This is a genomic window from Kineococcus rhizosphaerae (assembly GCF_003002055.1).
GTDB lineage: Bacteria > Actinomycetota > Actinomycetes > Actinomycetales > Kineococcaceae > Kineococcus > Kineococcus rhizosphaerae.
Map to the genome: position 1 here is coordinate 137835 of NZ_PVZF01000008.1, position 22356 is coordinate 160190.

Annotated in this window: 24 protein-coding genes; 10 read left to right on the plus strand and 14 right to left on the minus strand. The window is 75.3% G+C overall.

The window, feature by feature from the left end; translation table 11 throughout:
* Positions 1 to 5: 5 nt before the first annotated feature.
* Positions 6 to 827: a DUF899 family protein gene (locus CLV37_RS16285; RefSeq protein ID WP_106212586.1), complete on the minus strand. Its 822-nt coding sequence runs from the start codon at positions 825 to 827 to the stop codon at positions 6 to 8.
* 13 nt (positions 828 to 840) lie between these two features.
* Here CLV37_RS16285 and CLV37_RS16290 point away from each other — a divergent pair, with 13 nt between their 5' ends.
* The 3 genes from CLV37_RS16290 to yidC are packed head-to-tail and all read left to right on the plus strand — an operon-like array spanning position 841 to position 2442.
* Positions 841 to 1341 (plus strand): DinB family protein, encoded by a 501-nt coding sequence (locus CLV37_RS16290; protein WP_245885440.1) that lies wholly within the window; start codon positions 841 to 843, stop codon positions 1339 to 1341.
* Positions 1342 to 1396: 55 nt separating this feature from the next.
* Entirely contained in the window at positions 1397 to 1699 is a 303-nt protein-coding gene (locus CLV37_RS16295) for a DUF6412 domain-containing protein (protein WP_106212283.1), read from the plus strand.
* Between the two features lie 59 nt (positions 1700 to 1758).
* Entirely contained in the window at positions 1759 to 2442 is a 684-nt protein-coding gene (gene yidC / locus CLV37_RS16300) for a membrane protein insertase YidC (RefSeq protein ID WP_106212285.1), read from the plus strand.
* Here yidC and CLV37_RS16305 read toward each other — a convergent pair.
* Together CLV37_RS16305 and CLV37_RS16310 are read right to left on the minus strand one after the other, a co-directional pair.
* Positions 2399 to 2719: a DMT family transporter gene (locus CLV37_RS16305; RefSeq protein ID WP_106212286.1), complete on the minus strand. Its 321-nt coding sequence runs from the start codon at positions 2717 to 2719 to the stop codon at positions 2399 to 2401. The two genes, yidC and CLV37_RS16305, sit on opposite strands and share 44 nt — an antisense overlap.
* Entirely contained in the window at positions 2716 to 3096 is a 381-nt protein-coding gene (locus tag CLV37_RS16310) for a DMT family transporter (RefSeq protein WP_106212287.1), read from the minus strand. The genes CLV37_RS16305 and CLV37_RS16310 overlap by 4 nt, the downstream gene beginning before the upstream one ends.
* 244 nt (positions 3097 to 3340) lie before the next feature.
* Here CLV37_RS16310 and CLV37_RS16315 point away from each other — a divergent pair, with 244 nt between their 5' ends.
* Positions 3341 to 5632 carry a putative bifunctional diguanylate cyclase/phosphodiesterase gene (locus tag CLV37_RS16315; protein WP_106212289.1) on the plus strand — a complete coding sequence of 764 codons (2292 nt, stop codon included), beginning with the start codon at positions 3341 to 3343 and terminating at the stop codon, positions 5630 to 5632.
* Here CLV37_RS16315 and CLV37_RS16320 read toward each other — a convergent pair.
* The 4 genes from CLV37_RS16320 to CLV37_RS16335 all read right to left on the minus strand — a co-directional run bounded on the left by CLV37_RS16320 (position 5611) and on the right by CLV37_RS16335 (position 9705).
* Complete coding sequence (locus tag CLV37_RS16320; RefSeq protein ID WP_106212291.1) at positions 5611 to 6171, minus strand: hypothetical protein; 561 nt, start codon at positions 6169 to 6171, stop codon at positions 5611 to 5613. The two genes, CLV37_RS16315 and CLV37_RS16320, sit on opposite strands and share 22 nt — an antisense overlap.
* Positions 6172 to 6265: 94 nt before the next feature.
* Entirely contained in the window at positions 6266 to 7240 is a 975-nt protein-coding gene (locus CLV37_RS16325; RefSeq protein WP_106212293.1) for an intradiol ring-cleavage dioxygenase, read from the minus strand.
* 43 nt (positions 7241 to 7283) lie between these two features.
* A complete protein-coding gene (locus CLV37_RS16330; protein ID WP_106212295.1) occupies positions 7284 to 8675 on the minus strand; it encodes an MFS transporter in 1392 nt (463 codons plus the stop codon).
* A gap of 148 nt (positions 8676 to 8823) precedes the next feature.
* Positions 8824 to 9705: a LysR family transcriptional regulator gene (locus tag CLV37_RS16335; RefSeq protein WP_106212297.1), complete on the minus strand. Its 882-nt coding sequence runs from the start codon at positions 9703 to 9705 to the stop codon at positions 8824 to 8826.
* 71 nt (positions 9706 to 9776) lie between these two features.
* Between CLV37_RS16335 and CLV37_RS16340 the strand changes: the two genes are divergently transcribed.
* The gene (locus CLV37_RS16340; RefSeq protein WP_245885441.1) at positions 9777 to 10718 is read left to right on the plus strand and encodes a DMT family transporter; all 942 of its coding nucleotides are present in this window, start codon (positions 9777 to 9779) and stop codon (positions 10716 to 10718) included.
* On the opposite strand, the gene CLV37_RS16345 is transcribed toward CLV37_RS16340, so the two are convergent.
* A complete protein-coding gene (locus CLV37_RS16345; protein ID WP_106212299.1) occupies positions 10639 to 11160 on the minus strand; it encodes a GNAT family N-acetyltransferase in 522 nt (173 codons plus the stop codon). The genes CLV37_RS16340 and CLV37_RS16345 overlap by 80 nt on opposite strands.
* A gap of 27 nt (positions 11161 to 11187) precedes the next feature.
* On the opposite strand from CLV37_RS16345, the gene CLV37_RS16350 reads away from it, so the two are divergent.
* Complete coding sequence (locus tag CLV37_RS16350; protein WP_106212301.1) at positions 11188 to 11754, plus strand: helix-turn-helix domain-containing protein; 567 nt, start codon at positions 11188 to 11190, stop codon at positions 11752 to 11754.
* 19 nt (positions 11755 to 11773) lie between these two features.
* Entirely contained in the window at positions 11774 to 12889 is a 1116-nt protein-coding gene (locus CLV37_RS16355) for an adenosine deaminase (protein ID WP_106212303.1), read from the plus strand.
* Here the strand turns inward: CLV37_RS16355 and CLV37_RS16360 are convergent.
* Positions 12859 to 13836 (minus strand): helix-turn-helix transcriptional regulator, encoded by a 978-nt coding sequence (locus CLV37_RS16360; RefSeq protein WP_106212305.1) that lies wholly within the window; start codon positions 13834 to 13836, stop codon positions 12859 to 12861. The two genes, CLV37_RS16355 and CLV37_RS16360, sit on opposite strands and share 31 nt — an antisense overlap.
* A 62-nt stretch (positions 13837 to 13898) precedes the next feature.
* On the opposite strand from CLV37_RS16360, the gene CLV37_RS16365 reads away from it, so the two are divergent.
* A complete protein-coding gene (locus CLV37_RS16365; RefSeq protein WP_106212307.1) occupies positions 13899 to 14477 on the plus strand; it encodes a TIGR03086 family metal-binding protein in 579 nt (192 codons plus the stop codon).
* Positions 14478 to 14639: 162 nt separating this feature from the next.
* Here the strand turns inward: CLV37_RS16365 and rsgA are convergent, their stop codons facing one another.
* The 3 genes from rsgA to CLV37_RS16380 form a co-directional block, all read right to left on the minus strand.
* On the minus strand, positions 14640 to 15713 hold the full coding sequence (rsgA, locus tag CLV37_RS16370) for a ribosome small subunit-dependent GTPase A (protein WP_245885443.1): 1074 nt from the start codon (positions 15711 to 15713) through the stop codon (positions 14640 to 14642).
* A 243-nt stretch (positions 15714 to 15956) separates the two neighbouring features.
* Complete coding sequence (locus CLV37_RS16375; protein ID WP_106212309.1) at positions 15957 to 16652, minus strand: aldehyde dehydrogenase family protein; 696 nt, start codon at positions 16650 to 16652, stop codon at positions 15957 to 15959.
* On the minus strand, positions 16645 to 18036 hold the full coding sequence (locus CLV37_RS16380; protein ID WP_106212311.1) for an aldehyde dehydrogenase family protein: 1392 nt from the start codon (positions 18034 to 18036) through the stop codon (positions 16645 to 16647). Before CLV37_RS16380 ends, CLV37_RS16375 begins: the two co-directional genes overlap by 8 nt.
* An 80-nt stretch (positions 18037 to 18116) precedes the next feature.
* Between CLV37_RS16380 and CLV37_RS16385 the strand changes: the two genes are divergently transcribed.
* On the plus strand, positions 18117 to 19682 hold the full coding sequence (locus CLV37_RS16385) for a PHP domain-containing protein (RefSeq protein ID WP_146149444.1): 1566 nt from the start codon (positions 18117 to 18119) through the stop codon (positions 19680 to 19682).
* Here the strand turns inward: CLV37_RS16385 and CLV37_RS16390 are convergent.
* Positions 19649 to 20491 (minus strand): MmyB family transcriptional regulator, encoded by an 843-nt coding sequence (locus CLV37_RS16390; protein WP_106212315.1) that lies wholly within the window; start codon positions 20489 to 20491, stop codon positions 19649 to 19651. The two genes, CLV37_RS16385 and CLV37_RS16390, sit on opposite strands and share 34 nt — an antisense overlap.
* A 100-nt stretch (positions 20492 to 20591) precedes the next feature.
* Between CLV37_RS16390 and CLV37_RS16395 the strand changes: the two genes are divergently transcribed.
* Complete coding sequence (locus CLV37_RS16395) at positions 20592 to 21359, plus strand: SDR family oxidoreductase (RefSeq protein ID WP_106212317.1); 768 nt, start codon at positions 20592 to 20594, stop codon at positions 21357 to 21359.
* Here the strand turns inward: CLV37_RS16395 and CLV37_RS16400 are convergent.
* Positions 21319 to 22308, minus strand: a complete 990-nt coding sequence (locus CLV37_RS16400) for an SDR family NAD(P)-dependent oxidoreductase (RefSeq protein WP_106212319.1) — start codon at positions 22306 to 22308, stop codon at positions 21319 to 21321. The two genes, CLV37_RS16395 and CLV37_RS16400, sit on opposite strands and share 41 nt — an antisense overlap.
* Positions 22309 to 22356: the final 48 nt, after the last annotated feature.

Genomic DNA, 22356 nt, shown 5'->3' on the forward strand with positions numbered 1-22356 from the left:
TCCGGTCAGTGCGACCCGTGGCGCCCGAGGTCGGTCTGCGGGGTCGCGCCGGGACGCGTCCACTGCGGCACCGGGCGCCCCGTGCCGCCCCAGGTCGGGTGACCGTCGACGTCGGTGCGCCAGGTGCCGCTGGGGCTCACGGGCTCGGGCCAGCCGTCGGGGGTGTCCTCCCACGCCTCGCCGCGGCCGCGCACGGTCATGTCCAGCAGCCCCATCGAGGAGTTCACCCGCTCGTTGCCGCGCCCGGTCGTCGCGTACGTCATGAACGCCCGCTCGCCCTGGCGCAGGAAGCACTTCAGGTACCCCATCTCCCCGCCGATCGGCGCGGGGACGTCGCGCACCGAGAACCACGGCTGGCGGTAGCCCATGAACTCGACGAACGGCGCCACCTCGTCCCAGGCGCCCGTCGTCAAGACGGCGAACGAGACGCCGCGGGCGTGCAGGTAGGAGGCGTCCTGCAGGTGCCAGGCCGTCGTCGTGCACCCCTCGCACTGCCCCTGGTGGGGCGCGCCGTCCCACCACATGTGCTGGTACACGACGAGTTCGTCGCGACCGTCGAACAGGTCCAGGAACGGTACCTCGCCGCCGGCGCCGACGAGCCGGGCCGCGGCGTCGACCTCGACCATCGGCAGGCGGCGGCGGGCGGCGGCGATCGCGTCGCCCTCGCGGGTGTGCGCCTTCTCGCGCACCAGGAGGTCGTCGCGGGCGGCCTGCCAGGTGGCGAGGTCGACGACGGGTGGGCTGCTGGGCACGGTGGTCCTCCAAGGATCGGCGGCGGGTCGACGAACTCGGTCGTCCCGGGGACTCGCGCCGCGACGGGAACTCATCGATGATCGCGCCGTGACCCCGGACCGGACCCCCGACGCCGAGGACGCGATCTCCGGCGACCTCGCCGCGCAGTTCGCCGTCTTCATCGACCAGCACCGGGTGATGCTCGCGTCCTGCCTCGACGGGCTGACCGAGGAGCAGGCCCGGCGGCGGCTCGTCCCGTCCAGCACCACCCTGCTCGGGCTGGTCAAGCACGTCACCTTCGTCGAACGCGTGTGGTTCGCCGAGGCCGTCACGGCACGCAGCCGCGCCGAGCTCGGGATCGAGGCCGGGCCCGAGGAGTCGTTCGCGCTGCGCCCGGAGGACACCGTCGCGAGCGTCCGCGCGGCGCACCGCGCGGCCTGCGAGGACTCCCGCCGCGCGGTCGCGGGTCTCGGGCTCGACGACGTGCTGACCGGGAACCGCCGCGGCCCGTTGCCGTTGCGGTGGGTGCTGCTGCACGTCCTGCGCGAACTCGCCCAGCACTGCGGGCACGCCGACGTCCTGCGCGAGCAGGTGCTCGCGCGGCCCTGACCCCCGGGGCCGTCCTCCTGGCCGTCGGCTCGGACGCGGGGGTAGGGTCGATCCCGTGGTCCGGGGTTTCACCGAGTTGAGCGCGCGGTCGTCCGTCGCGTTCCTCGTGCTGCCCCTGCTCGCCGCGGTCGTGCTGCTGGGGAACCACGGCGTCCTGCTCGCGACCCTCGCGGTCGCCGCGTCGTTCCTCGCCGGGGTCGTCGTGCTGCGGGCGCTCGTCGCCGAACTCGTCGCCGCCGTCGTCCCGTCCCGGCCGCACGAGCGCCGGGAACCTTCGGACACGTTGCCGCAGAACGCACCCGCGGCGGCGGGGAACCCGCAACCCCGAGCGCCGGGGACGAACCCGCTCCCGTGCTGAGCTGAGCCGGCCCGGGAGCCCCTCGTCTCCCGCCCCCGCTCACCCCACGGAGTTCCGCTGTGCTCGAAACGCTGCACGCTGCCCTGAAACCCGTCGAGGACGCCGTCACGTGGTTCCTCCTCACCCTGCACGAGGCGGGCCTGACCTGGCCGGCGGCGATCGTCGCCCTCGTCGTCGTGGCCCGCACGCTGCTGGTGCCGTTGTTCGTGCTCCAGCAGCGGTCGGCGCGGCACGCCGCCGCGCTGCGGCCGAAGGTCCTCGCGGTGCAGGAGAGGTACCGCGGCCGCTCGGACCCGGCCTCGCGCCGGCACCTGCAGGCCGAACTGCTCGACCTGCACCGCGACGCCGGGGTGAACCCCCTGACCGCCCTGTGGCCGGCGCTGGTGCAGGCCCCCGTGTTCCTGGCCCTGACCCTGACGCTGGAACACCGCTCGTTCGGCGACGCCACGCTGTTCGGCGTCCCGTTGTCGTCGGTGCCGACCCAGGACGCGAGCCTCGTCGCGGTCGTCCTGCTCGTGCTGACGGCGGGTTTCCAGGCGCTGACGTCGCTGGCCGCCGCCCAGCGACCCCCGGTGCCGCTGCTCGTGGGGGTCCCCGTGCTGGTCGTCGTGACGACGGCGCACTTCCCGGTCGGGGTCCTGCTGTACTGGGCGACGTCGGCCGGGTGGTCGGCCGGGCAGCAGCTGGTCGCGCGGGGCCTCAGTGCGCGCCGAGCTCGACGAGCAGCACCCCGCCGGCGATGAGGACGATGCCGGCCAGCATCGTGCGGGTCAGCGGGTCGCCGAACACGGCACGGGCCAGCAGCGCCGTCAGGGCGACACCGACCGCGGACCACACGCCGTACGCGACGCCCACGGGCAGGCCCGCGCGCAGGGTCAGGGACAGGAAACCGAACGAGACGAGGTAGCCGGCCCCCACGACGGGGATCCACCGGCGCACGCGGCCGCCGTCGGACAACCTCAGGACGGCGGTCGCGGCGACCTCGAACGCGATGGCGCCGGCCAGGAACAGCCAGCTCACGACGACTCCCCGGACGGTTCCGCGGGTGCGTCCCCGGGGTGGCGGGAGCCCAGTTCGACGAGCAGCACCCCGCCGATGATCAGGGCGATGCCCAGGAGCATCAGCGGGGTGAGGGGTTCGGCGAACAGCAGCGCCCCGGCGAGGGCGGTGAGCGTCACCCCGGACGCGGCCCACAGGCCGTACGCGACGCCGATCGCCGTCCCGCGGCGCAGGACCGCGGCGAGCAGGACGAACGCCGCGACGTACCCGACGACGACGAGCGCGTACCAGGAGGGGCGGTCCGAGGCGGCCCGCAGGGCGAGCGTCGCGCTGACCTCCGAGCCGACCGCGCCGGCCAGCAGGCCCCAGGTGGAGGGGCGTGTCCTGGGTCCCGGCACGCGCTCACGGTACCGGCCGGCCGGCGGCGCCCGGCGGGTCCGTCCTGCCCGGGCCGCCGGGGGACTCGCGCCGCGGGCCGCGGTCGTCGATGATCGCGCCGTGCGCCCACCGTCGACGCCCACCGGGAGCGGGGCCGCCGCGCCGCCCGCGAGGGACCGCGGCGGGGGACCCCCGTGCCAGGGTGGGGAGGACCGGGCCGCCGAGGACGTCCCGACGGTCCGCCGGGCGAGGGGAGGGTACCGCGTGGTCGAGCGGTCGAAGGCCGGCGCCGCGGGCTGGGTCGTCGCGACGGCCGCGATCGCGGGGGCCTACCTGGCGCCCGTGCCCGACCTGGTCCGGTCCGTCCTGTACGGGCTCCTCGCCGTCGGCGTGCTGCTCGTGTCCGTCGCCGTGGTCCGTCGCCGCCGCCCGCAGCCCGCGTGGTCGTGGTCCCTGGTCCCGATCAGCGCCACCCTCTTCCTCGTCGGCTCGGGCCTGCGGCCATGGGCCGAGGCGCTGACGGGACCGCTGGCCTTCGCCCCCGACCCCTTCTCCCTGGCCGGGTACGTCGTCCTGTCGGTGGGCCTGGCCCGGCTGGCCCGGGCGGCGGGCGGGCTGCGGCGCGAGGTCGTCATCGACGTCCTCGTCGCGGGCCTGGCCGGAGCCGCCGCGGCCGTGCAGTTCCTGGTGCTGCCGGTGCTGGAACTGCCCGGCCGTTCGACCACCGGCGGGATCCTCGCCGGTGTGTACCCGCTGCTGGACGTCCTCGTCCTGCTGCTGGTCCTGGACCTGCTGCTCACGTCCCCGCAGGTGGTGGCCTTCCGCTGGCTGGGGGCGTGCCTGGGGTTCATGCTCCTCGGCGACCTCGGGTACGCCGTCCTGGGGCGCCGGGGCGAGTTCGTCGCCCCCACCTCGTTCGACGCCCCCTTCGTCGTGTCCTACTTCCTGCTCGCGGTGGCGCTGGTCCACCTGCCCCGGCACGTGGGCACCGGCCGGACCCGCACGGCGCGCTTCGACGCCTGGTCCCCGGCCCGTCTGGCGGTGCTGTGCCTCTCGCTCCTGGGGGCGGTCTACCTGGCCAGCGTCCGCGGCGACGCGAGCCCCGCCGGGCAGGTCGCGGCGTTCGTGCTGCTGTGCACCATGATCGGCCTGGTGCTGGCCCGGGCGGTCGTGGCGGTCAACGGGCACGCCGCGGCCAAGGCAGTCCTGGAGCACCGCGCCACCCACGACGCGCTCACCGACCTGCCGGGCCGCGACGAGTTCGAACGACGCGTCGACGACCACCTGCGGGCGCGCGCCGGTGAGCTCGCCGGCGGGGACGGGACGCGCTGCTGGCTGCTGTTCGTCGACCTCGACGGGTTCAAGCTCGTCAACGACTCCTACGGCCACGTCGTGGGGGACGAGTTCCTGTGCGAGGTCGCGGCCCGGCTGCGGCGACTGGCCCCCGCGGGCGCGGTCGTCGGCCGCCTGGCCGGTGACGAGTTCGTCCTCGCGGTCGGCGGTGGGCCGGGCACCGCCGTGGACCTGGCCACCGACCTCCTCGGCGGGTTGCGCGTGCCGGTCCGCCTGTCGGCCGGGGAGGTCGCGGTCTCGGCCTCCCTGGGCATCGCCGAGCTCACGTCGTCGTTCGCCCTCGCGCTGCGCGAGGCGGACGCCGCCATGTACCGCGCCAAGGCGCAGGGGCGCAACCGGTTCGTCGTGTGGGACGAGTCGCTGCGCAGGGAGATCGGGGACGAGGTCGAGTTCGAGCTCGACCTGCGCAGCGCCGTCGCGGAGCACTCCCTGGAGGTCCACCACCAGGCCATCGTCTCCCTGCGCACGGGCGCGCCGCGCGGGGTGGAGGCCCTGCTGCGGTGGAACCACCCGCTGCACGGTTCCATCTCCCCGGTGCGGTTCATCCCGGTGCTGGAGGAGACCGGGCTGATCGTCGACGTCGGCCGGTGGGTCCTGGACACCGCGCTGGCCGACCTGCGCCGCTGGCGTGAGCGCGGGCTGGTCGGTGCCGGTTTCGTCCTGTCCGTCAACGTCTCCCCGCGCCAGCTGCTCGACCCGTTCTTCGCCGACACCGTCGGGGAGCTCCTGCAGGCGCACCGCGTCGAGGGCGCTTCTCTCATGCTGGAGATCACCGAGTCCTCGGTGCTGCACCAGGACCAGCGGACGCTGGACCTGCTGCACCGGCTGCGGGCGCTGGGGGTGGGGCTGGCCGTCGACGACTTCGGCACGGGGTACTCCGCGCTGAGCTACCTGCGCAGCTTCCCCGTGACGCGGGTCAAGATCGACCGCAGCTTCGTCTCCGGGGTGGGCCGCAGCGTCGGCGACGAGGCGGTGCTGCGGGCCGTCGTGGCCGTCAGCGACGCGCTCGAGCTCGCCGTGACCGCCGAGGGCGTCGAGACCGAGGAGCAGCGGGAGGTGCTGGAGCGCCTCGGGGTGGCCCACGGGCAGGGGTGGTGGTGGCACCGTGCGCAGTCGGCGGAGGAGACCGCGCGGTTCCTCGCCGCCTGGGAGCCGGAGGCGCTGCAGCCGCCCCCCGCCCCTCAGCGCCGGCTGAAGTCGTAACCCCAGTACGTCTGCGTGTCGAGGCGTTCGCCCTCGGCCCCGAACGTGCGCGTGATGCGGTCGATGAGCCGGGGCAGCGCGAGCGACTCCTCGTTGTACTGGCAGACGTCGATCGCGGCCACCCCGCCCAGGTCGTGGATCCCGCGGCAGATCTCCTCGACGACGCGCACGAACGCGCCGCTGCTGCGGTAGGACGGGTGCACCCCGATGCAGCCGATGTAGCAGATGGTCCGCTGCGCGAACTGGTGCGGGTACCGGGCCGCGTAGAAGTCCAGCGACACCATGGGGACCGCGGACAGGTCGTAGGTGGCGGTGCCGAAGGCTCCCACGGTGCCGTCGCGGTCGAGGTCGCGGACGACGTACTTGCGCCAGCGCTCGTCGAGGCAGACGTCCTCGAACTCCTCGCGGGTCATGAGGTGCTGCGACGCGGCGCGCGCGGCCAGCGGTGAGAAGGCCTGCTCGTAGGCCTTCCAGGCGTCTTCGACGTCGTCACCCTCGAGGCGGTGCGTGGAGTCCAGGCTGGTGTTGGCGCGCGGCACGGGGCGTCCTCCGGGGTGCTGGTGTGGTGACCGCATCTTGTCATCAGACATCCACGGGACGTCACCACTCGGGAGCGGTGACCGGACGGGACGCTCAGGCGGTCCCGGCCGCGCCCGTCGGCGGCGTCCCGCCCCCCGGCCCGCCCGCGGGGTGCCCGGAGGTGTCCGACCCCATGCCGGCCATGGTGCCCGCCGTCGGGGTCGTCGTGGTGTCGACGCCCACCGTCAGTTCCAGCGCGTACCCGTTCGTCACGTCGCCGGTGGCGGTGGGCGTCTGGCTGGCGCCGCTGTCGTCGCCGAACACGTTGTCGGTCGCCAGCGTCACCTGGGACAGGTTCGTCACCGACGCCTCGTAGCCGGTCGTGGCGTAGACGAGCCTGCTGACGTCCTCGGGCAGCGCGACCTGGGAGGTGGCGATGCAGTTGGCGACGTCGGTGATGCTCGCCTGGTCGGGGTAGACCTCGAAGTGGACGTGCGGCCACCGCCCGGAGTAGCAGGCCGGGTAGACGCTCGTGAAGGTCACCGCCCCGTCCTCGTCGGCGATCTGCACGCCCCGCAGGTAGTTCTCGTCCGTGATCCCGTCCCCGTACAGGGAGTACTCGCCGTCGCGGTCGCAGTGCCAGACGTAGACGGCGACGCCCTCGAAGGGCACGTTCCCGCCGGCCAGGTCCACGACGTCGAGGGTCAGGGTCATCGGGACGCCCTCGGCCGTCGTGGTGCTGGAACCGAAGCTGGAGCGGATGTCGCTGCGCACCACGCCGCTCTGCTCCAGGACGTCGGGCCCGTTGGACCCGTCCCCGGGGTACGGGCCGGCGGTCTCGTCGGGGATCTCGGTCAGGGCGCTCGTGCCGGTCGTCGCGCTGGTGGAGCTGGAGGTCGAGGAGGCGGCGGTCGTGTCGTCGCTGCCGCACGCGGCGAGCGTCAGGCCCGCGGCGCCCAGGCCGAGCAGGCCCAGCGCGCGGCGGCGGTCCAGCATCGTCGTGAGGTCGAACGCCAGGCCCTGGTCGTCGACGTCCTCGTCGGGGCGGGGGAGGGGGCGGCCCTCGTAGCTGCGGCGGGTGTCCGTCATGGGACCACCGTCGGGGAGCCGACCCAGGAACGGCGGTGTCCCGTCAGTGCGTTCCCTGTGAGACGCGGCGGGCGACGACGAGCGCCGCGACCGCGAACACGACGCACAGCGGCAGGGTCGCGGCGAACCCGGCCCAGGCCGAGGCCGCGGCGGCGGTGGCGAACACGAGCCCGGTCAGCGCCATCGCGGTCCCGCCGCCGGCCGCGTCGCAGATCGTCAGGGCGGCCGACCCCGCACCCTCCTGGCCCGGGGCGGACTGCTCCAGCACGAGCACCGTGGTGCGCGGGAAGCTCAGGCCCATCCCCGCCCCGGCCACGAACCACCCCGCCGTGCTGGCGAGGGCGGCGAGCACGGCGGCCGGGTCGACGACGGCGACGACGGCCTGCGCGCCGACGCCGACCAGCAGCAGCGCCGTGCCGATCCGCACGGCGCGCGCGTGGGGGAGGCGCTCGCCCAGGCGGCCCTGGACGGCCGACCCCGACGCCCACGCGATCGCGGCGGCCGTCAGCACGGCCCCGGCCAGCGTGAGCCGCACCCCGAACCGCTCGTGCAGCATGAGCGGCAGGTAGACCTCGGTGCTGAAGAACGTCGCGGCCAGCAGCCCCCGCAGCAGCACCGTCGCGGGCAGCCCGCGGTGCGCGCGCAGGGTCCCGGCCGGCAGCAGGGGACGGACGGCGACGACGAGGAGCGCGAGCGCGACCGCCGCGAGCGCCCAGCGCCAGTTCCCGGCCGAGGACGCCGAGCTCAGCGCGACCACCGCGATGCTGACCCCGGCGGCGGCGAGGAAACGGCTGCGCGGGAACGGGTCCGCCGTCGTCGAGGAGGAGCGGACGCGCCGCAGCGTGGGCAGCACTGCCCCCGCGGCCACGAGGACGAGCAGCAGCACCCCGGTGAACACCCAGTGCCAGCTGAACGTCTCGGCCACCAGGGCGGCCAGCGCGGGCCCGACGAGGGAGGGCACCACCCAGGCCGCGGCGAAGGCGCCGAACACCGCCGGGCGCAGCGCGGGCGGGAACGCGAGCGCGACGAGCACGTAGAGCGTCACGCTGATCCCGCCCGAGCCCAGGCCCTGCAGGAAGCGGGCCGCGACGAAGACCTCCACCGAGGGGGCCAGGGCCGCGGCCAGCAGCCCGGCGCAGAACACCGCGAGGGACACCAGCAGCGGACGGGCGGGTCCGCGCCGGTCCGACCAGCCGCCGGCGGCGACCATCCCCAGCACGGACGCGGCCAGCGTCGCGGCGAAGGCCGTCGCGTAGGAGGCGCGGCCCCCGAGGTCGGCGCTGACGAGCGGCATGACGGTGGTGACCGCCAGGCTCTCGAACGCCGAGAGGAACACCAGGGCCGTCGTCCCGAGGGTCGTCACGAGGTGGCGGCGGGAGAAGATCCCCGGGGCCTTCGCGGGGGTGGTGGCTCGGGCGGCGGTGCTCTGGGTCACTCTCGCCACGCTAGGACCTCCAGCGCGCTTGAGCTCAAACCCGTTCCCCGCCGCGATCGAGGAACCCCCCGCCGCGATCGAGGAAACGGTGTTCCGTCCAGGGGCCCGGCGTCCTCGATCGCGGTGGGGGGTTCCTCGATCGCGGAGGTCAGGGACGGGTGAGGTCGCGCAGCGCGTCGAGCACGGTGCGGACCCCGCGGCGGGCCAGGGCCTCGGGCCGCAGCAGGGCGTCGACGCGGCGGTTGACCGACACGTCGGCCAGGGGGCGGACGACCACGCCGGGTTCGGGGCGCGTGGTCCGCGCGGGCAGCAGGGCGAGCGCGTCGCCGGAGGCGACGACGGAGGCGGCGACGAAGACCTCGTTGATGCGGTGCACCACGTCCAGGGGCCGGCGGGCGGCGGTGGCGACCACGTCGAGCGCCCCGGCCAGCGGGAACCCCTCGTGGACGGAGATCCAGCGCTCGCCCGCCACGTCGGCGACGGTGAGCTCGTCGCGGCCGGCCAGCGGGTGGCCGGCGGCGAGGGCGACGTGCAGCGGTTCCAGCAGCAGGGGCACCACGTGCACGCGCCTCGTCCAGGCCGGGCCCGCCTCGGGGCGGTGGGCGATCACGACGTCGTAGTCGGCGACGAGGGCGGCGAACTCGTCCTGGGCGACGTCCTGGTCGGCGCAGCGCAGGGGCGGGGTGCCGGCCAGCGCCGCCAGCAGCGGGCCGAACCAGGCGAGCGCAGCGGAGTGGAAGGCGGCGACGCTCACCGCCGCGTCGGGGGACTCCAGGTGCTCGGCGACGGCCCGGCGGGCGGCGTCCATGGCGGTCGCGACGTCGACGGCCGCGGCGGCCAGCGCTTCGCCCGCGGGCGTCAGGGCCAGGCTCCGGCCGCGCTTCTCGGTCAGGGGGACGGGGCAGGAGCGTTGCAGCGCAGCCAGTTGCTGGGAGACGGCCGAGGGGGTGACGTGCAGGGCCCGGGCGACGGCGACGAGGCTGCCGCGTTCGGCGAGTTCGCGCAGCACCGTGAGCTGCCGTTCGTCCATGAAGCGATGCTAAATCCCAGGTTCAGGAAGTGTCGCTGGACTGGACGGTTGTCGTCCCGCACCCTCGAGAGGTGCGTGATCGACGGGTGGACGCCCTGCTGCTGGGCGTCGCGGTGGTGTGGGGCAGCAGCTACCTCGCGGCGAAGCTCCTCGTGGACGTGGCGGGGGTCCTGCCCGTGCTGACGCTGCGCTACGCGGGGGCGGCGCTGGCCCTGGGGCTCGTGGTGCTCCTCACCCGCGCGCGGGTGGGCCGCGAGGAGCTGCGGTGGGGGCTCGTCCTCGGGCTCTCGCAGGCCGCGATCCTGCTGCTGGAGACGTTCGGCATCGCGGGCACGTCGGCGACCAACGCCGGGCTGCTCATCTCGACGACCATCCTGCTCACCCCGGCCGTCGAGGGGTTCGTCGCGCGGTCCTGGCTGCCGCCGGCGTTCTTCGCCGCGTCGCTCGTCGCGGTCGTGGGCGTCGTGCTGCTCGTCGGCGGGGGCGGGTGGCGCGTCCCGACGGGCGGGGACCTGCTCGTGCTGGCCGCCGCGCTCGTGCGGGCCGCGCACGTCACGGCCATCGGCCGGGTCACGCGCCGGGTGTCGCTGGACCTGCGGGGGCTGACGTTCGTGCAGATGGTCGTCGGGGCCCTCGTGGGGTTGGTCCTGGCGCCGGGGGCGACGCTCGCCGCGGTGGGCGCCGCGACCCCCGCGCAGTGGGGCGGGATCGCCTACCTGGCCCTGGGGTGCAGCGTCTTCGCGTTCGTGGCCCAGTCCTGGGCGGTCCGGCGGACCTCGGCGGCGCGCGCGAGCCTGCTGCTGGGGACCGAACCGCTGTGGGCCGTCGTCTTCGGCCTGCTGCTGGCCGGGGACGCGCTCGGCGTGGCCGGGGCCGTCGGGGCGGTGCTGCTGCTGGGGGCGACCCTCGCCGGGCAGCGCATCGAGACCCGTTTCAGCGCAAGGGTCCCGGCGCTCCGCGCGGACCCAGCGGTTTCTGCAGGCGGTGCACGTCCCACCAGCGATCGAGTTTGAACCCGATCTGCGTGAACGTCCCGACGTCCGTGAAGCCCATCGAGCGGTGCAGGCCCAGGCTGGCCTCGTTGGGCAGCGTGACGCCGGCGACGAGCATCCGGAAACCCCGGCGCTGCAGGCGGTCGAAGAGGTCGGTGTACAGCGCGCGGCCCGCTCCGGAGCGCCGCAGGCCCACCTCGAGGTAGACGCTCACCTCGGCCGACCAGGAGTAGGCGGCGCGCGCGGCGTACGGGCCGGCGTAGGCGTAGCCGCGCACGACGTCCTCGCCGGTGAGGTCGTCGACGAGGACGACCCACTCGTGCGCGGCGGCGATGCGGGAGGCGAACTCGTCGGCGTCGGGCGCCTCGACCTCGAAGGTGGTGGCGGTCCCGTCCACGTAGGGCGCGTAGAGCGCCGCGCACGCGGCGGCGTCCTCGGCGGTGGCCGGTCGGATCGTCCTCATGTCACCACAGTAGACGAAAAAGTCACTATGGTGTCTACCGTGGACCTGTCGACCTCCCTCGCCGAGACCGTCCTCGCCGTCCGCACGGCCCGCGGCCTGTCGGTCGCCGCGCTCGCCGAGGCGTCGGGGGTCTCCCGCGCCATGATCGCCAAGATCGAACGCGGTGCGGCGCAACCGACCGCCGTGCTGCTGGGCCGGCTCGCCGGCGCCCTCGGCCTCACGCTGTCCCAGCTCGTGGCCCGCGCCGAGGGCGACGAGCAGAGCGTGGCGCGCCGCGCGGACCAGCCCCTGTGGACCGACCCCGCCACCGGCTACGTGCGCCGCGCCGTGACGCCCGGGACCGGCGGTCCGCTCGAACTCATCGAGGTGCGGTTGCCGCCCGGGGCGCGCGTGGGGTTCCCCGCCGGCACCTACGCCGGCACGCACCACCAGGTCTGGGTGCTGGAGGGCGGGCTGCGCTTCCACGAGGGCGCCGTCGTGCACGACCTCGGCGCCGGGGACTGCCTGCGGCTCGGACCGCCGCAGGACTGCGTCTACGAGAACGCGTCCGCGCAGGAGTGCCGCTACCTCGTCTGCCTCGTCCGCACCGCGTGAGGACTGGCAGGATCGGTCCGTGAGCGAAACCACCAGCACGATCGACCGGATCCGCGCCCTCCCGAAGGTGTCGCTGCACGACCACCTCGACGGCGGGCTGCGCCCCGCGACGATCGTCGAGATCGCGGCGGCCAACGGCCACCGGCTGCCGACGACCGACCCCGAGGAACTGCGCGCCTGGTTCCGCGACGCCGCCGACTCCGGCACCCTCGTGCGCTACCTCGAGACCTTCGACCACACCATCGCCGTCATGCAGGACCGCGAGTCCCTGGCCCGCGTCGCCACCGAGGCCGTCCTCGACCTGGCCGCCGACGGCGTCGTCTACGGCGAACTGCGCTACGCCCCCGAGCAGCACCTGCAGCAGGGCCTCACCCTCGACGAGGTCGTCGTGGCCGTCGAGGAGGGCATGCGCCGCGGCGAACAGCTCGCGGCCGAGGCCGGCACCCCGATCAAGGTCGGCACCCTCGTCACCGCCATGCGCCACGCCGACCGGGGGATGGAGATCGCCGAACTCGCCCTGCGGCACCGCGACGCCGGGGTCGTCGGGTTCGACATCGCCGGGGCCGAGCTCGGGTTCCCGCCCTCCAACCACCTCGCGGCCTTCGACCGCCTGCACGGCGACGACTTCCCCGTGACCATCCACGCCGGGGAGGCCGACGGCCTCGCCAGCATCGCCGACGCCCTGCACACCTGCGGCGCCGAACGCATCGGTCACGGCGTGCGGATCGTCGAGGACGTCCAGCTCGGGGAGGGCACCGACGCCCACGGCCTGCCCAACGCCACCCTCGGCCGGCTCGCGACCTGGGTCCGCGACCGCGGGATCGTCCTGGAGCTGTGCCCGTCCAGCAACGTCCAGACCGGCGCCGCGACCAGCGTCGCCGACCACCCGATCACGGTGCTGAAGGACCTCGGCTTCTCCATCAGCGTGAACACCGACAACCGGCTCATGTCCGGGACGTCGCTGTCGCGCGAGTTCGCCCTGCTCGTCGACGAGGCCGGCTGGGACCTCGCCGACGTCGAACGCGCCACCATCACCGCCCTGTCGGCCTCGTTCCTGCCCTTCCCGGACCGGCTGGCGCTCGCGAGCGACGTGATCCGCCCCGCCTACGCCTCGGCCCTGTCCGCGTCGGCCTGACCGTAGGTCCTGAGCACGTCGCGGGCCGTCCGCACGAGGTCCGCGACGAGCTCGGGAGGGTCCAGCACCGTCAGCAGCGGGCCCAGCCCCAGCAGCACGGCGCGCGCGGCGGGCAGGGCCCGGAACGTCGCCGCGACCAGGAGGAACTCACCGGTCCCGCTCACCTCGGGTTCGGCCACGAGCTGGGCGTCGGCGATCCGCAGCACCAGCCCGACGTCCTCCGGCCGCACGCGCAGCCGCACCGCGACCCCCGGGACGTGCTGCCGCTCGACCTCCGCGCGCAGCCGGGCCCAGACCCCCGGCAGGTCCGGCAGGTCCGCGGCGACGGGGTCGTCGAGCACCGCCACGTCCTCGACGCGGTCGACGCGGAACAGGCGTTCCCCGGTGGCCGTCACCGCGACCAGGTACCAGGTCCCGCCCTTGGCGACCAGACCCACGGGGTCCAGGCTCCGGGTGGAGGCCCGGCGGGCGCCCGCGGACCGGTAGGTCAGCCGCACCCGGCGCGCGGAGAACACCGCCTCCTGCAGCCCGGGCAGGTGCGGGGGGTCCTGCTGCCGGGCCCGCCAGCCGAGGGGTTCGACGAGGATGCGCTCGGCGGCGCGGCGGAACGGTTCCCGGTGCGCGGCCGGGGTCGCCGCGAGGAGCTTGCGGACCGCCGACTCCCACGCGGGCCGCTGCGGGTCGTTCGTGCCGACGGCCCCGGAGAACAGGGCGCGCGCCTCGTGCGTGGTGAACCCCGTGACGTCGGTGCGCCAGTTCTCCACCAGGGAGATGCCCCCGCCGCGCCCGCGCTCGGTCCACACCGGCACCCCCGCGCTCGACAGCGCCTCCACGTCGCGCAGGACCGTGCGGGTCGACACCTCCAGGGTGCGCGCCAGGTCCGGGGCGGTCATCCGCCCGTTGGACTGCAGGAGGAACAGCAGCGAGAGGAGGCGGTCGGCGCGCACGGTTCCGAGGATCCCACCAGAACACGACAGGAGGTGTCACCTTCACCGGGAAAGCTGTTCCCGTGACCGATCCCCGTGAGTCCCTGTCCCGCGCCGCCGACCTCGCCGGCCTCCTCGTGGCCGCCGTCCCCGCCGACGCCCTGGAGAACCCGACCCCCTGCACCGAGTGGGACGTCCGCGCCCTGCTCGGCCACCTCGTCGCCGTCACCCACCGCGTCGCGCACATCGCCCGCGGCGGGTACGCCTACGACGTGCCCAGCGTCCTGGCCACCGACCCCGCCGAGGGTTTCGCCGCCGCCTACGCCGCGGGACTGGCGCCGATCCGCGAGGCGTGGGCCGACGACGCCGTCCTGACGACGGTCCTGCACCACCCGGCCGGGGAACTGCCCGGGGCGGTCGCCGCGACGATCTACACCCAGGAGTTCGCCACCCACGCCGTCGACCTGGCCGTCGCGGTCGACCGCCTCGACCTGCTCGACGAGGAGTTCCTCGCCGAGGTCGACGCGATCGCCCGCCGGGTCGTCCCCGCCGAACGCGAGGGTTTCCCGTTCGGCCCGCCCGTCGCCGTCCCCGACGACGCCCCCGCCCACGTCCGTCTCGCCGGCTGGCTCGGCCGGGCCCTGCCCGCGCCCGTGGGCTGAAACCCGGCGATCAAGGACTGCATCGCGGTGATCAAGGACTGCATCGCGGTGATCGAGGACGGCTGGGTGCTCGTGATGGTCGCGGGTCCTCGATCGCGGAGAGCGGTTCCTCGATCGGCGTGGGGATTTCCCCGATCGCCGTGGTGGGTCGGGGAGGCCGGGTCAGGCGTGGCGGTCGCGGTGGGCCCGGACGACCTTCTTCCACTCGCGCCGGCGCTCGGCCGCCAGCCGGGCGTCGGTCCGCGAGGCGAACCACGCCTGTTCCCGTTCGAGCTTGCGGAAGCTGTCGAGCCGGCGCTGGTCGAACACCCCGGCGCCGATGGCGGACAGCACCGCGCAGCCGGGTTCGGAGGTGTGCGAGCAGTCCGAGAACCGGCAGTCCACGGCGACGTCCGCGACGTCCGCGAACGTCGTGCCGAGGGCGTCGCCGAGTTCGGCGACGCCCAGGCTGCGCAGACCCGGGGTGTCGACCAGGACCAGCCCGCCGGGGACGGGAACCAGTTCCCGGGTCACGGTGGTGTGCCGGCCCTTGCCGTCGACGGAGCGGACGTCGCCGACGGCGAACCGGTCCTCACCGACCAGCAGGTTCGCCAGCGTCGACTTCCCGGCGCCGGAGGACCCGAGCAGGACCACGGTGCCGCGCAGGCGGTCCCGCAGTGCCGCGACGCTCGCCGGGTCGTCGTGCCGCACGGGGACGACCTGCACCCCGACGGCGTCGGCGCGCACCCGGTCGAGCACCTCGTCGAGTTCCGCGTCGTCGAGCAGGTCGGACTTGGTGAGGGCCACGACCGGCTGCGCGCCGGAGTTCCACGCCAGGGCGAGGAAGCGTTCGACCCGCCCGAGGGTCGTGCGCGACTCCGCGCCGATGGCCACCACCACCGTGTCCACGTTGGCCGCCAGCTGGTGCTCGGCGGACCGGCCCGTCACCGACGCCCGGGCGAGGACGGTGCGCCGGGGCAGGACCCCCACCGCGCGCGCCCCGTCGGGGCCGTCCAGGGACAACCCGACCCAGTCGCCCGTCGTGGGGCCGGGCACGAGGTGCCCGGCGGGGATCTCCACCCGCTGCGGACCCAGGGGCGTCTCGACGTCGCACGCACCCCGGTGCACCCGGACCACCCGCGCGGGCAGCAGGTGCTGCTCGGGACGGGCGTCCTGGAACGCCGCCCAGCGCCTGGTCCAGTCGTCGTCCCAGCCGAACCGGACCAGGGGGTCGGTGGGGTTCACCTCGGTCTGCACGGCACGAGGCTAGGTTTCCCGCCGACGACCCGGCGAGGGGTTTTCACAGGGTGATGACGACGCGGCCCGGCGCTGGTTCTGCCGACCACGGGTGCGGCAGGCCGGACCGGCACGTTGACTCCCCGGTCCTGTTGAACGGGACCGGGGAGTCAACGTGCCGTTCTGCGTTCGGGGACGGCACGATCGTCGGCCACCGGTGGTCCGGCCCGTCCGCAGCGTCACCGGGCCCGGGGTCGGCGCGGCTCAGGCCGGCCGGACCGCCCCGGCGAACAGGTCGCCCACGAGGGCCAGGTCGTCCAGCGCGGCCAGCCGTTCGGCCGGCAGCGGGGGCAGCACGCGCGTGCCGGCCTCGGCGCAGGCCAGCCGCAGGTCGGCGTCGAACTCCGCGGCGGCCGCGCGCGCGTCGAGCAGCGCCACCGTCGTCGCCAGCTCCCGGACGGTTCCCGGGTCGCGGGCCACCACCGTCACGGCCGCGGGCGGGAACTCCGCGGCCACGACGTCGACCAGCGAGGCCACTGCGGCCGACTCGTGCGCCACGACGCACCGGGCGCCCGCGGCCAGCGCCGAGCACAGGGCGCGGGTCGCGCCGCCGAAGTCCCCCGGCGGCAGGATCGCGACGGGCGGCGGCCGCCGGCCACCCGCGGCGACGGGCAGCAGCAGGTCGAGCTTGTCGGCCCACCCCGCCCAGCGCACGATCGTGTCGACGCAACCGTCGACCTGCGCGACGGCCTCGGAGATCCGCAGGTGGTGGGCGCGGCGGACCTGGTCGACGAACCGGTTGCGCCGCCGCTCGACCTCCGAGGCCGCCGCGAGCAGCGCCCGGCCGCGGCGGGCCGCGCCCTGGGCCACGCTCACGACGACCGCACCGTTCGCCGAGCCGGTCACCGCCCCGTTCGCGGTGCCGGTCGCCGGCCCGGCCCCGCGGACCGGCTCAGCCACGGCAGGCCCGGACGAGGTCCAGGGCGTCGCGGCGCGCGTCCGGCGGTGCGGGGACCTCGGTGCCCAGTTCGCCGCCCCACACCGTCACCGACCCGGCGTCGCGCAGGTGCGGCAGGGCGTCGGCGGCCGAGCGGATCGAGCGCACGCCGAGCACGGGCCCGGGGGGAGGCCAGGCGCTGTGGCGGCCGACGGTGGCCAGGCCGGGGGGTGCCCACCAGCCGCCGGGAGGCAGTCCGGCGGGCAGGCCCGCGGTGGAGTCGAGGACCTCGCGCGCGGCGCGGGCCAGGTGCGGGGTGGGGACGGGGCCGACGGCCGTCGCCCGGTCCAGCGGGTGCCCGGTGCGCAACCGCGCGACGACGGGGGCCACCCGGGCCACCAGCGCGTCGGCGACCGGCCGGACGACGAGGACCCGGGAGCCGCCCGGACGCAGGTGGGCGCCGCCGGTGCTGGCCTCGACGAGGGCCGCGGCCACGTCCTCGAGGTTCGCCCCGGCGAGCACGACGTCGACGTGGGGGGCGTCGAGGCGTTGCAGGAGAGGCGTTCCCCGGTGGGCCAGGGCGACCCCGACCGCGCGCAGGTCGTCCGCGGACCCGTCGGCGCGCACGGCGACGAGGTCGGGGTGCGACCACAGCGCCGCGTCGGCGGCGGCGTCGGCGCCCGGGGCGGAGCGGACCAGTCCCGCCGGGACGCCCGCCTCCTCCACGAGCCGGACCAGTTGCCGGGCGGTCGCGGCGGTGGCCGGCCGGGCGCGCAGGACGACCCCGCAGCCCGTCGCCAGGGCCGCGACGACGGCGCTGAGGGCGTCGGCGGTGCTCGTGCGCCACGTCGTGACGACGACGACGACCCCGCCGGAGGGGCGGTGCCCGGCCCCGACGGCCGTGAGCTTGTCGGCCCAGCCCGCCGCGGAGAACGCGGCGGCGTGGGCGGCCGGGGCGTCCTGCCGGAACCCCGCCCCGAGCGGACGTCCCGTCGTCAGGGCGGCGGTGACCGCCAGGGCGCGGACGTGGTCGGCGAGGACGTCGGCGACGGCGAAGAGGAACCGGGCGCGGTCCTCGGCCGACAGCCACGACCAGTCGGTGGTGCTCGTGGTGGCGACCGCGGAGGCGATGTCGCGCACCAGGTCCGGGCTCGTGTCCTCCACGCGCAGCAGGCGTTCGCCGGTGGTGGGGGCAAGGACGTCGAGCAGTTCGCCCGTGGCGGCGCCCGGCGCGGCGGGGCCGTCGGCCAGGACGAGGTCGGGGACCTCGTCCGGCAGCGCGGGGGTGGGGGCGGGCACCGCGGCGAGCGAGGCGTCCGGGGCGGGCAGGTCGAGGGTGGTCACGCGCAGGGGCGACTCCCGCGGGGCCGACAGGCCCGCGAGAGCGTCCGGTAGCGAGGTGCTCACAACGAGTGAGTCTACTGAGGTTCGTGAGGTCCACGAGGGCCGTTCGAGGGGTCGACCGACCTCCCTGGCAGGGTGTGGCCGTGCCCGCCCACTCGCACGGCCCCGACGCGACCCCGCACACCCACACCCCCTCGCCGCTGCCGCCGGACCCCGTGAGCACGGACGGCGACGACCGCGACTTCGCCTGGTACGCGGGCGACCACCACATCCACACGACGTTCTCGCGCGACGCCATGTACTCCGTGGACGACCAGGTGCGCCGCGGGCACGAGTGCGGGCTGGACTGGATGGTCATCACCGACCACGGCGGCCCCGACCACGCCAAGCAGTCCGTCGCCCTGCAGACCCCGCTCATCGCGCAGGCCCGCCGGCGCCACGACGTGCTCGTGTTCCAGGGCATGGAGTGGAACATCCCCGGCGCCGAGCACGCCACCTTCATCGCCCCCGAGCACGCCGACACCCCGGTCCTGCTGCAGCGCTTCGAGCGGATGTTCGACGGCGACGTCCTGGCGGCCCGGCAGAACCCCACCGGACCCCGGCTCATCGAGCACTCCGTCGAGGGCGGCCCGGTCGCCGAGCAGCTCGGCCTGGACGCCCTGGCCTGGCTCGCCGAGGAACTGCGGACGGGCACCGTCGGCGAGGCGCTGATCCTGTCCAACCACCCCATGCGCACGGGCCGCGTCTCGCCGTCGAAGGTGCGCGGCTGGCGCGACGCCGCGCCCGGGTTGTTCGTCGGCTGGGAAGGAGCCCCCGGGCACCAGGCCGCCGCCCTGCCCGCACCGCTCGGGCGCGGACGTGGCCGCGGCCAGTACGACGAGGTCCCCGGCGCGTGGTCCTTCCCCGGCTACGACCTCGACCAGTACCGGACGTGGGGCGGTTTCGACGCCGCCACCGCGCGCCTGGGCGGGTTGTGGGACTCGCTGCTGGCCGAGGGGTTGCCGTGGTGGATCACGGCGAACTCCGACAACCACTTCGACATCGGCGACACCGTGCGGGTGGGGAACCTCTCCCAGGAGTTCTACCGCGAGCACGGTTCGCGCGGGGAACCCGTCGAGACCGGCGTCGTGCAGCACGGGTACGTCGACTTCGCCCCGGGGTTCTACTCCCGCACCTGCGTGGGTTCGACCTCCCGCGACTACCGCTCCGTCATGGCCGCCCTGCGTTCCGGGCGCGTCTTCGTCGTGCACGGCGGGCTCGTCAAGGCCGTCGAGGGGCGGGTGCGCGCGGCCGGCGCCGGGCCGGGGGTGACGTTCGGGGCCCGCACCACGGTGCGCCGCGGCGGGGACGTCGAGGTCGAGCTCACCGTCGACCCGGCGACCGAGGCCAACGGCAGCGGTTCCGTCCCGAGGTCGGCGCGCTGGGACGTCATCGTCGGGACCGTCACCGGGCGGGTCACGGACCGCGACCTGTTCGAGGCCCCGGGCACCCGGGTGGTCGAGAGCTTCGAGATGCCCCGCTCCGGGGGCCGGCAGGTGTTCCGGACCGTCCTGCGCGGCGTCGCCGACCCGCTCTACGTGCGGTTCCGCGGCAGCGACGGCAAGCACGCCCGCCCCGACGGGCACCCGGAGGTGGACCGGATCGGCGACTCCGACCCGTGGGACGACCTGTGGTGCTACACGAACCCGGTGTTCGTGGACGTGGTCTGAGTCCCGCGCTGGGCGGCGAGCATGCCCAGCAGGGTGAGGGCGTCGGCGGACGGGGTCCCGGGAGCGGCGTGGTAGACCGCGAGCTGCTGGCCCGCGCCGTCGCGGACGTCGAAGGTCTGCACGTCCAGCGTGAACTCACCCGCCCGCGGGTGCGCGAACCGCTTGCGCTCGGCCGTCTTGCCGCGTGCGTCGTGCCGGTCCCAGAGCCGGGTGAACTCCTCGCTGTCCCGCAGGGCCTCGCGGACGGCCCGGAGGCGGGGATCGCCCGGGTGCGCGCCGTCGGCGAGGCGGAACGCGGCCACGGTGTTGCGGGCCACGACGTTCCAGTCCGGGTACAGCGTGCGGGCCTGCGGGGCCAGGAACACGAACTCCACGAGGTTGCGCGTCGTCGGGAAACCCCCGAAGAGTTCCTCGGCGAGGTCGTTGGCGGCCAGGACGTCCAGGGCCCGCCCCAGGACGACCGCGGGGGTTCCCGGCCACGCGGCCAGCAGCGTCGTCAGGCGCGGGTCCACCCGTTCGGGGCCCACGTCGAGCGGCGCGGGGGCGAGCCCGGCGAGGCGGTAGAGGTGCTCGGCGCCGTCGCGGGTCAGCCGCAGCGCGGCCGCCAGCGCGTCGAGGACGGCGGGTGACGGCCCGCGTTCGCGGCCCTGCTCCAGGCGCACGTAGTACTCCACGCTGATCTCCGCGAGCAGGGCGACCTCGCTGCGCCGCAACCCGGGGACCCGGCGACGGGTCCCGGCCGGCAGACCCGCCTCGGCGGGGGAGACGGCGGCGCGGCGGGCGCGCAGGAAGTCACCGAGAGCGCTCACCGGTCCACGGTACGACCGCCCGCACCGCTCAGGGTGGGTGCGCCGCTACCACCCTCACCGCGGTCTGCCGCCCGGGCGGCGGCGCACCGAGGGTCGGGGCATGACCGAACAGCAGCCCGAACAGCAGCCCGAACAGCAGACCGAGCAGAAGATCGTCCTCGTCACCGGCGCCTCCAGCGGGATCGGTGACGCGACCGCCCGCGAACTGGCCGCCGCCGGCCACCACGTCGTCCTCACCGCCCGGCGCGCCGACCGCCTCGAGGAGGTCGCGGCCGGCATCCGCGCGGCCGGGGGCCGGGCGTCCGCCGCCGTCCTCGACGTCACCGACGCGGCGGCGTTCCGCGCCGTCGTGGATTCCGTCGTCGCCGAGCACGGCCGGCTCGACGTCCTCGTCGCCAACTCCGGGGTGATGCTCCTGTCGCCGATGGCGTCCCTGCTGACGGGGGAGTGGGACCGCATGGTGGACGTCAACGTGAAGGGCGTCCTCAACGGGATCGCCGCCGCCCTGCCGCACTTCCTGCGCTCCGGCAGCGGGCACTTCGTGACCACGGCCTCCGTGGGGGCCCACGAGGTCGTCCCGACCGCCGCCGTGTACTGCGCCACCAAGTTCGCCGTCTGGGCCCTCGTGGAGGGGCTGCGCCAGGAACTGCCCCCGAGCGTGCGCGTCACGACCGTCACGCCCGGCGTCGTCGAGAGCGAACTGGCCACCCACATCACCGACCCGACCGCGGCCGAGGCGATGGTCGGCTACCGCCGCACGGCCATCGCCCCCGCGGCCATCGGCCGGGCCGTCGCGTACGCCGTGGCGGAACCGGCGGACGTCGACGTCAACGAGATCGTGGTGCGCCCGACGGGGCAACGCCCGTGAGCTCCTCGCTCCACTCCCACAACCGGTGCGCGGTCGCGGGGTCGAGCGCGGCGGAGGTGACCTCGGACGGGATCGCGTCGGCGGTGAGTTCACGGGGTTCGTCGTCGACGCGGGACACGTCGGCGTCCTTGAGGTAGACCCCGCCGACGTCGGCGAGCAGGGGGTGGGTCGCCGCGAACACGACGGTGCTCGCCCCCTGCTCGGGCGTCTTCTTGCCGCGCTCGGGGTCGATGACCGGGTTGCCGTCCTCGTCGAGCAGGCCCTGGTCGCGCAGGGTCGCCGCCCAGGCGGGGTTGTCGGCGGCGCCCATGACGATCACGCCGGGGTGGACGGCGTACCCGCGGATCTGCTCGTCCCGGAACCGCCGGTCGAGTTCCACGGAGAACAGCACGTTGGCGAGCTTGGTCTGGGCGTAGGCGGTCATCGGGTGGTAGCCCGTGCTGAACCCCGGGTCGCCCCAGCGGATCTCACCGAACCGGTGCGCGCCGGACGACAACGTGACGACGCGGGCACCGCCCGCGGCGCGCAGGGCGGGGAGCAGTTCGACGGTGAGCTGGAAGTGGCCGAGGTGACCGGTGGCGAACTGCTTCTCGTACCCCCGCCCGTCGCGCTCGACCTCCTGCGGGGCGGGGAAGTTCGCGCAGTTCACCAGGACGTGGACCTCGTGCTGGGTGCGGGCGAAGGCGCTGATCGAGGCGGGGTCGAGCAGGTCGAGCCGTTCGACGCTGACGCCGTCCACCCCGGCGAACGTCTCTGCCGCCCGCTCGGGGTGGCGGGTGGCGACCGTGACGGAGGCGCCGGCGGCCGCGAGCGCGCGGGTGGTGACGAGGCCGAGCCCGCGGTGGCCCGCGGTGACGACGACGTGGGTTCCGGTGAGGTCGCGGCCGGCGAGGACGTCGGCGGTGGTGGAGGCCGCGGTGAACCCGGAGCCGAGGGGTTGCTGGGGCACGGGAAACTCCTGTCGTTGAAACGGAACGTTCGTCCGCTACTGTAAGCG

Excerpts from the sequence above, each read along its gene's own strand:
- CLV37_RS16285 (WP_106212586.1), bottom strand. The coding sequence starts at position 827 with ATGAGTTCCCGTCGCGGCGCGAGTCCCCGGGACGACCGAGTTCGTCGA.
- CLV37_RS16325 (WP_106212293.1), bottom strand. The coding sequence starts at position 7,240 with ATGACGGACACCCGCCGCAGCTACGAGGGCCGCCCCCTCCCCCGCCCC.
- CLV37_RS16335 (WP_106212297.1), bottom strand. The coding sequence starts at position 9,705 with ATGGACGAACGGCAGCTCACGGTGCTGCGCGAACTCGCCGAACGCGGC.
- CLV37_RS16345 (WP_106212299.1), bottom strand. The coding sequence starts at position 11,160 with ATGAGGACGATCCGACCGGCCACCGCCGAGGACGCCGCCGCGTGCGCG.
- CLV37_RS16350 (WP_106212301.1), top strand. The coding sequence starts at position 11,188 with ATGGTGTCTACCGTGGACCTGTCGACCTCCCTCGCCGAGACCGTCCTC.
- CLV37_RS16395 (WP_106212317.1), top strand. The coding sequence starts at position 20,592 with ATGACCGAACAGCAGCCCGAACAGCAGCCCGAACAGCAGACCGAGCAG.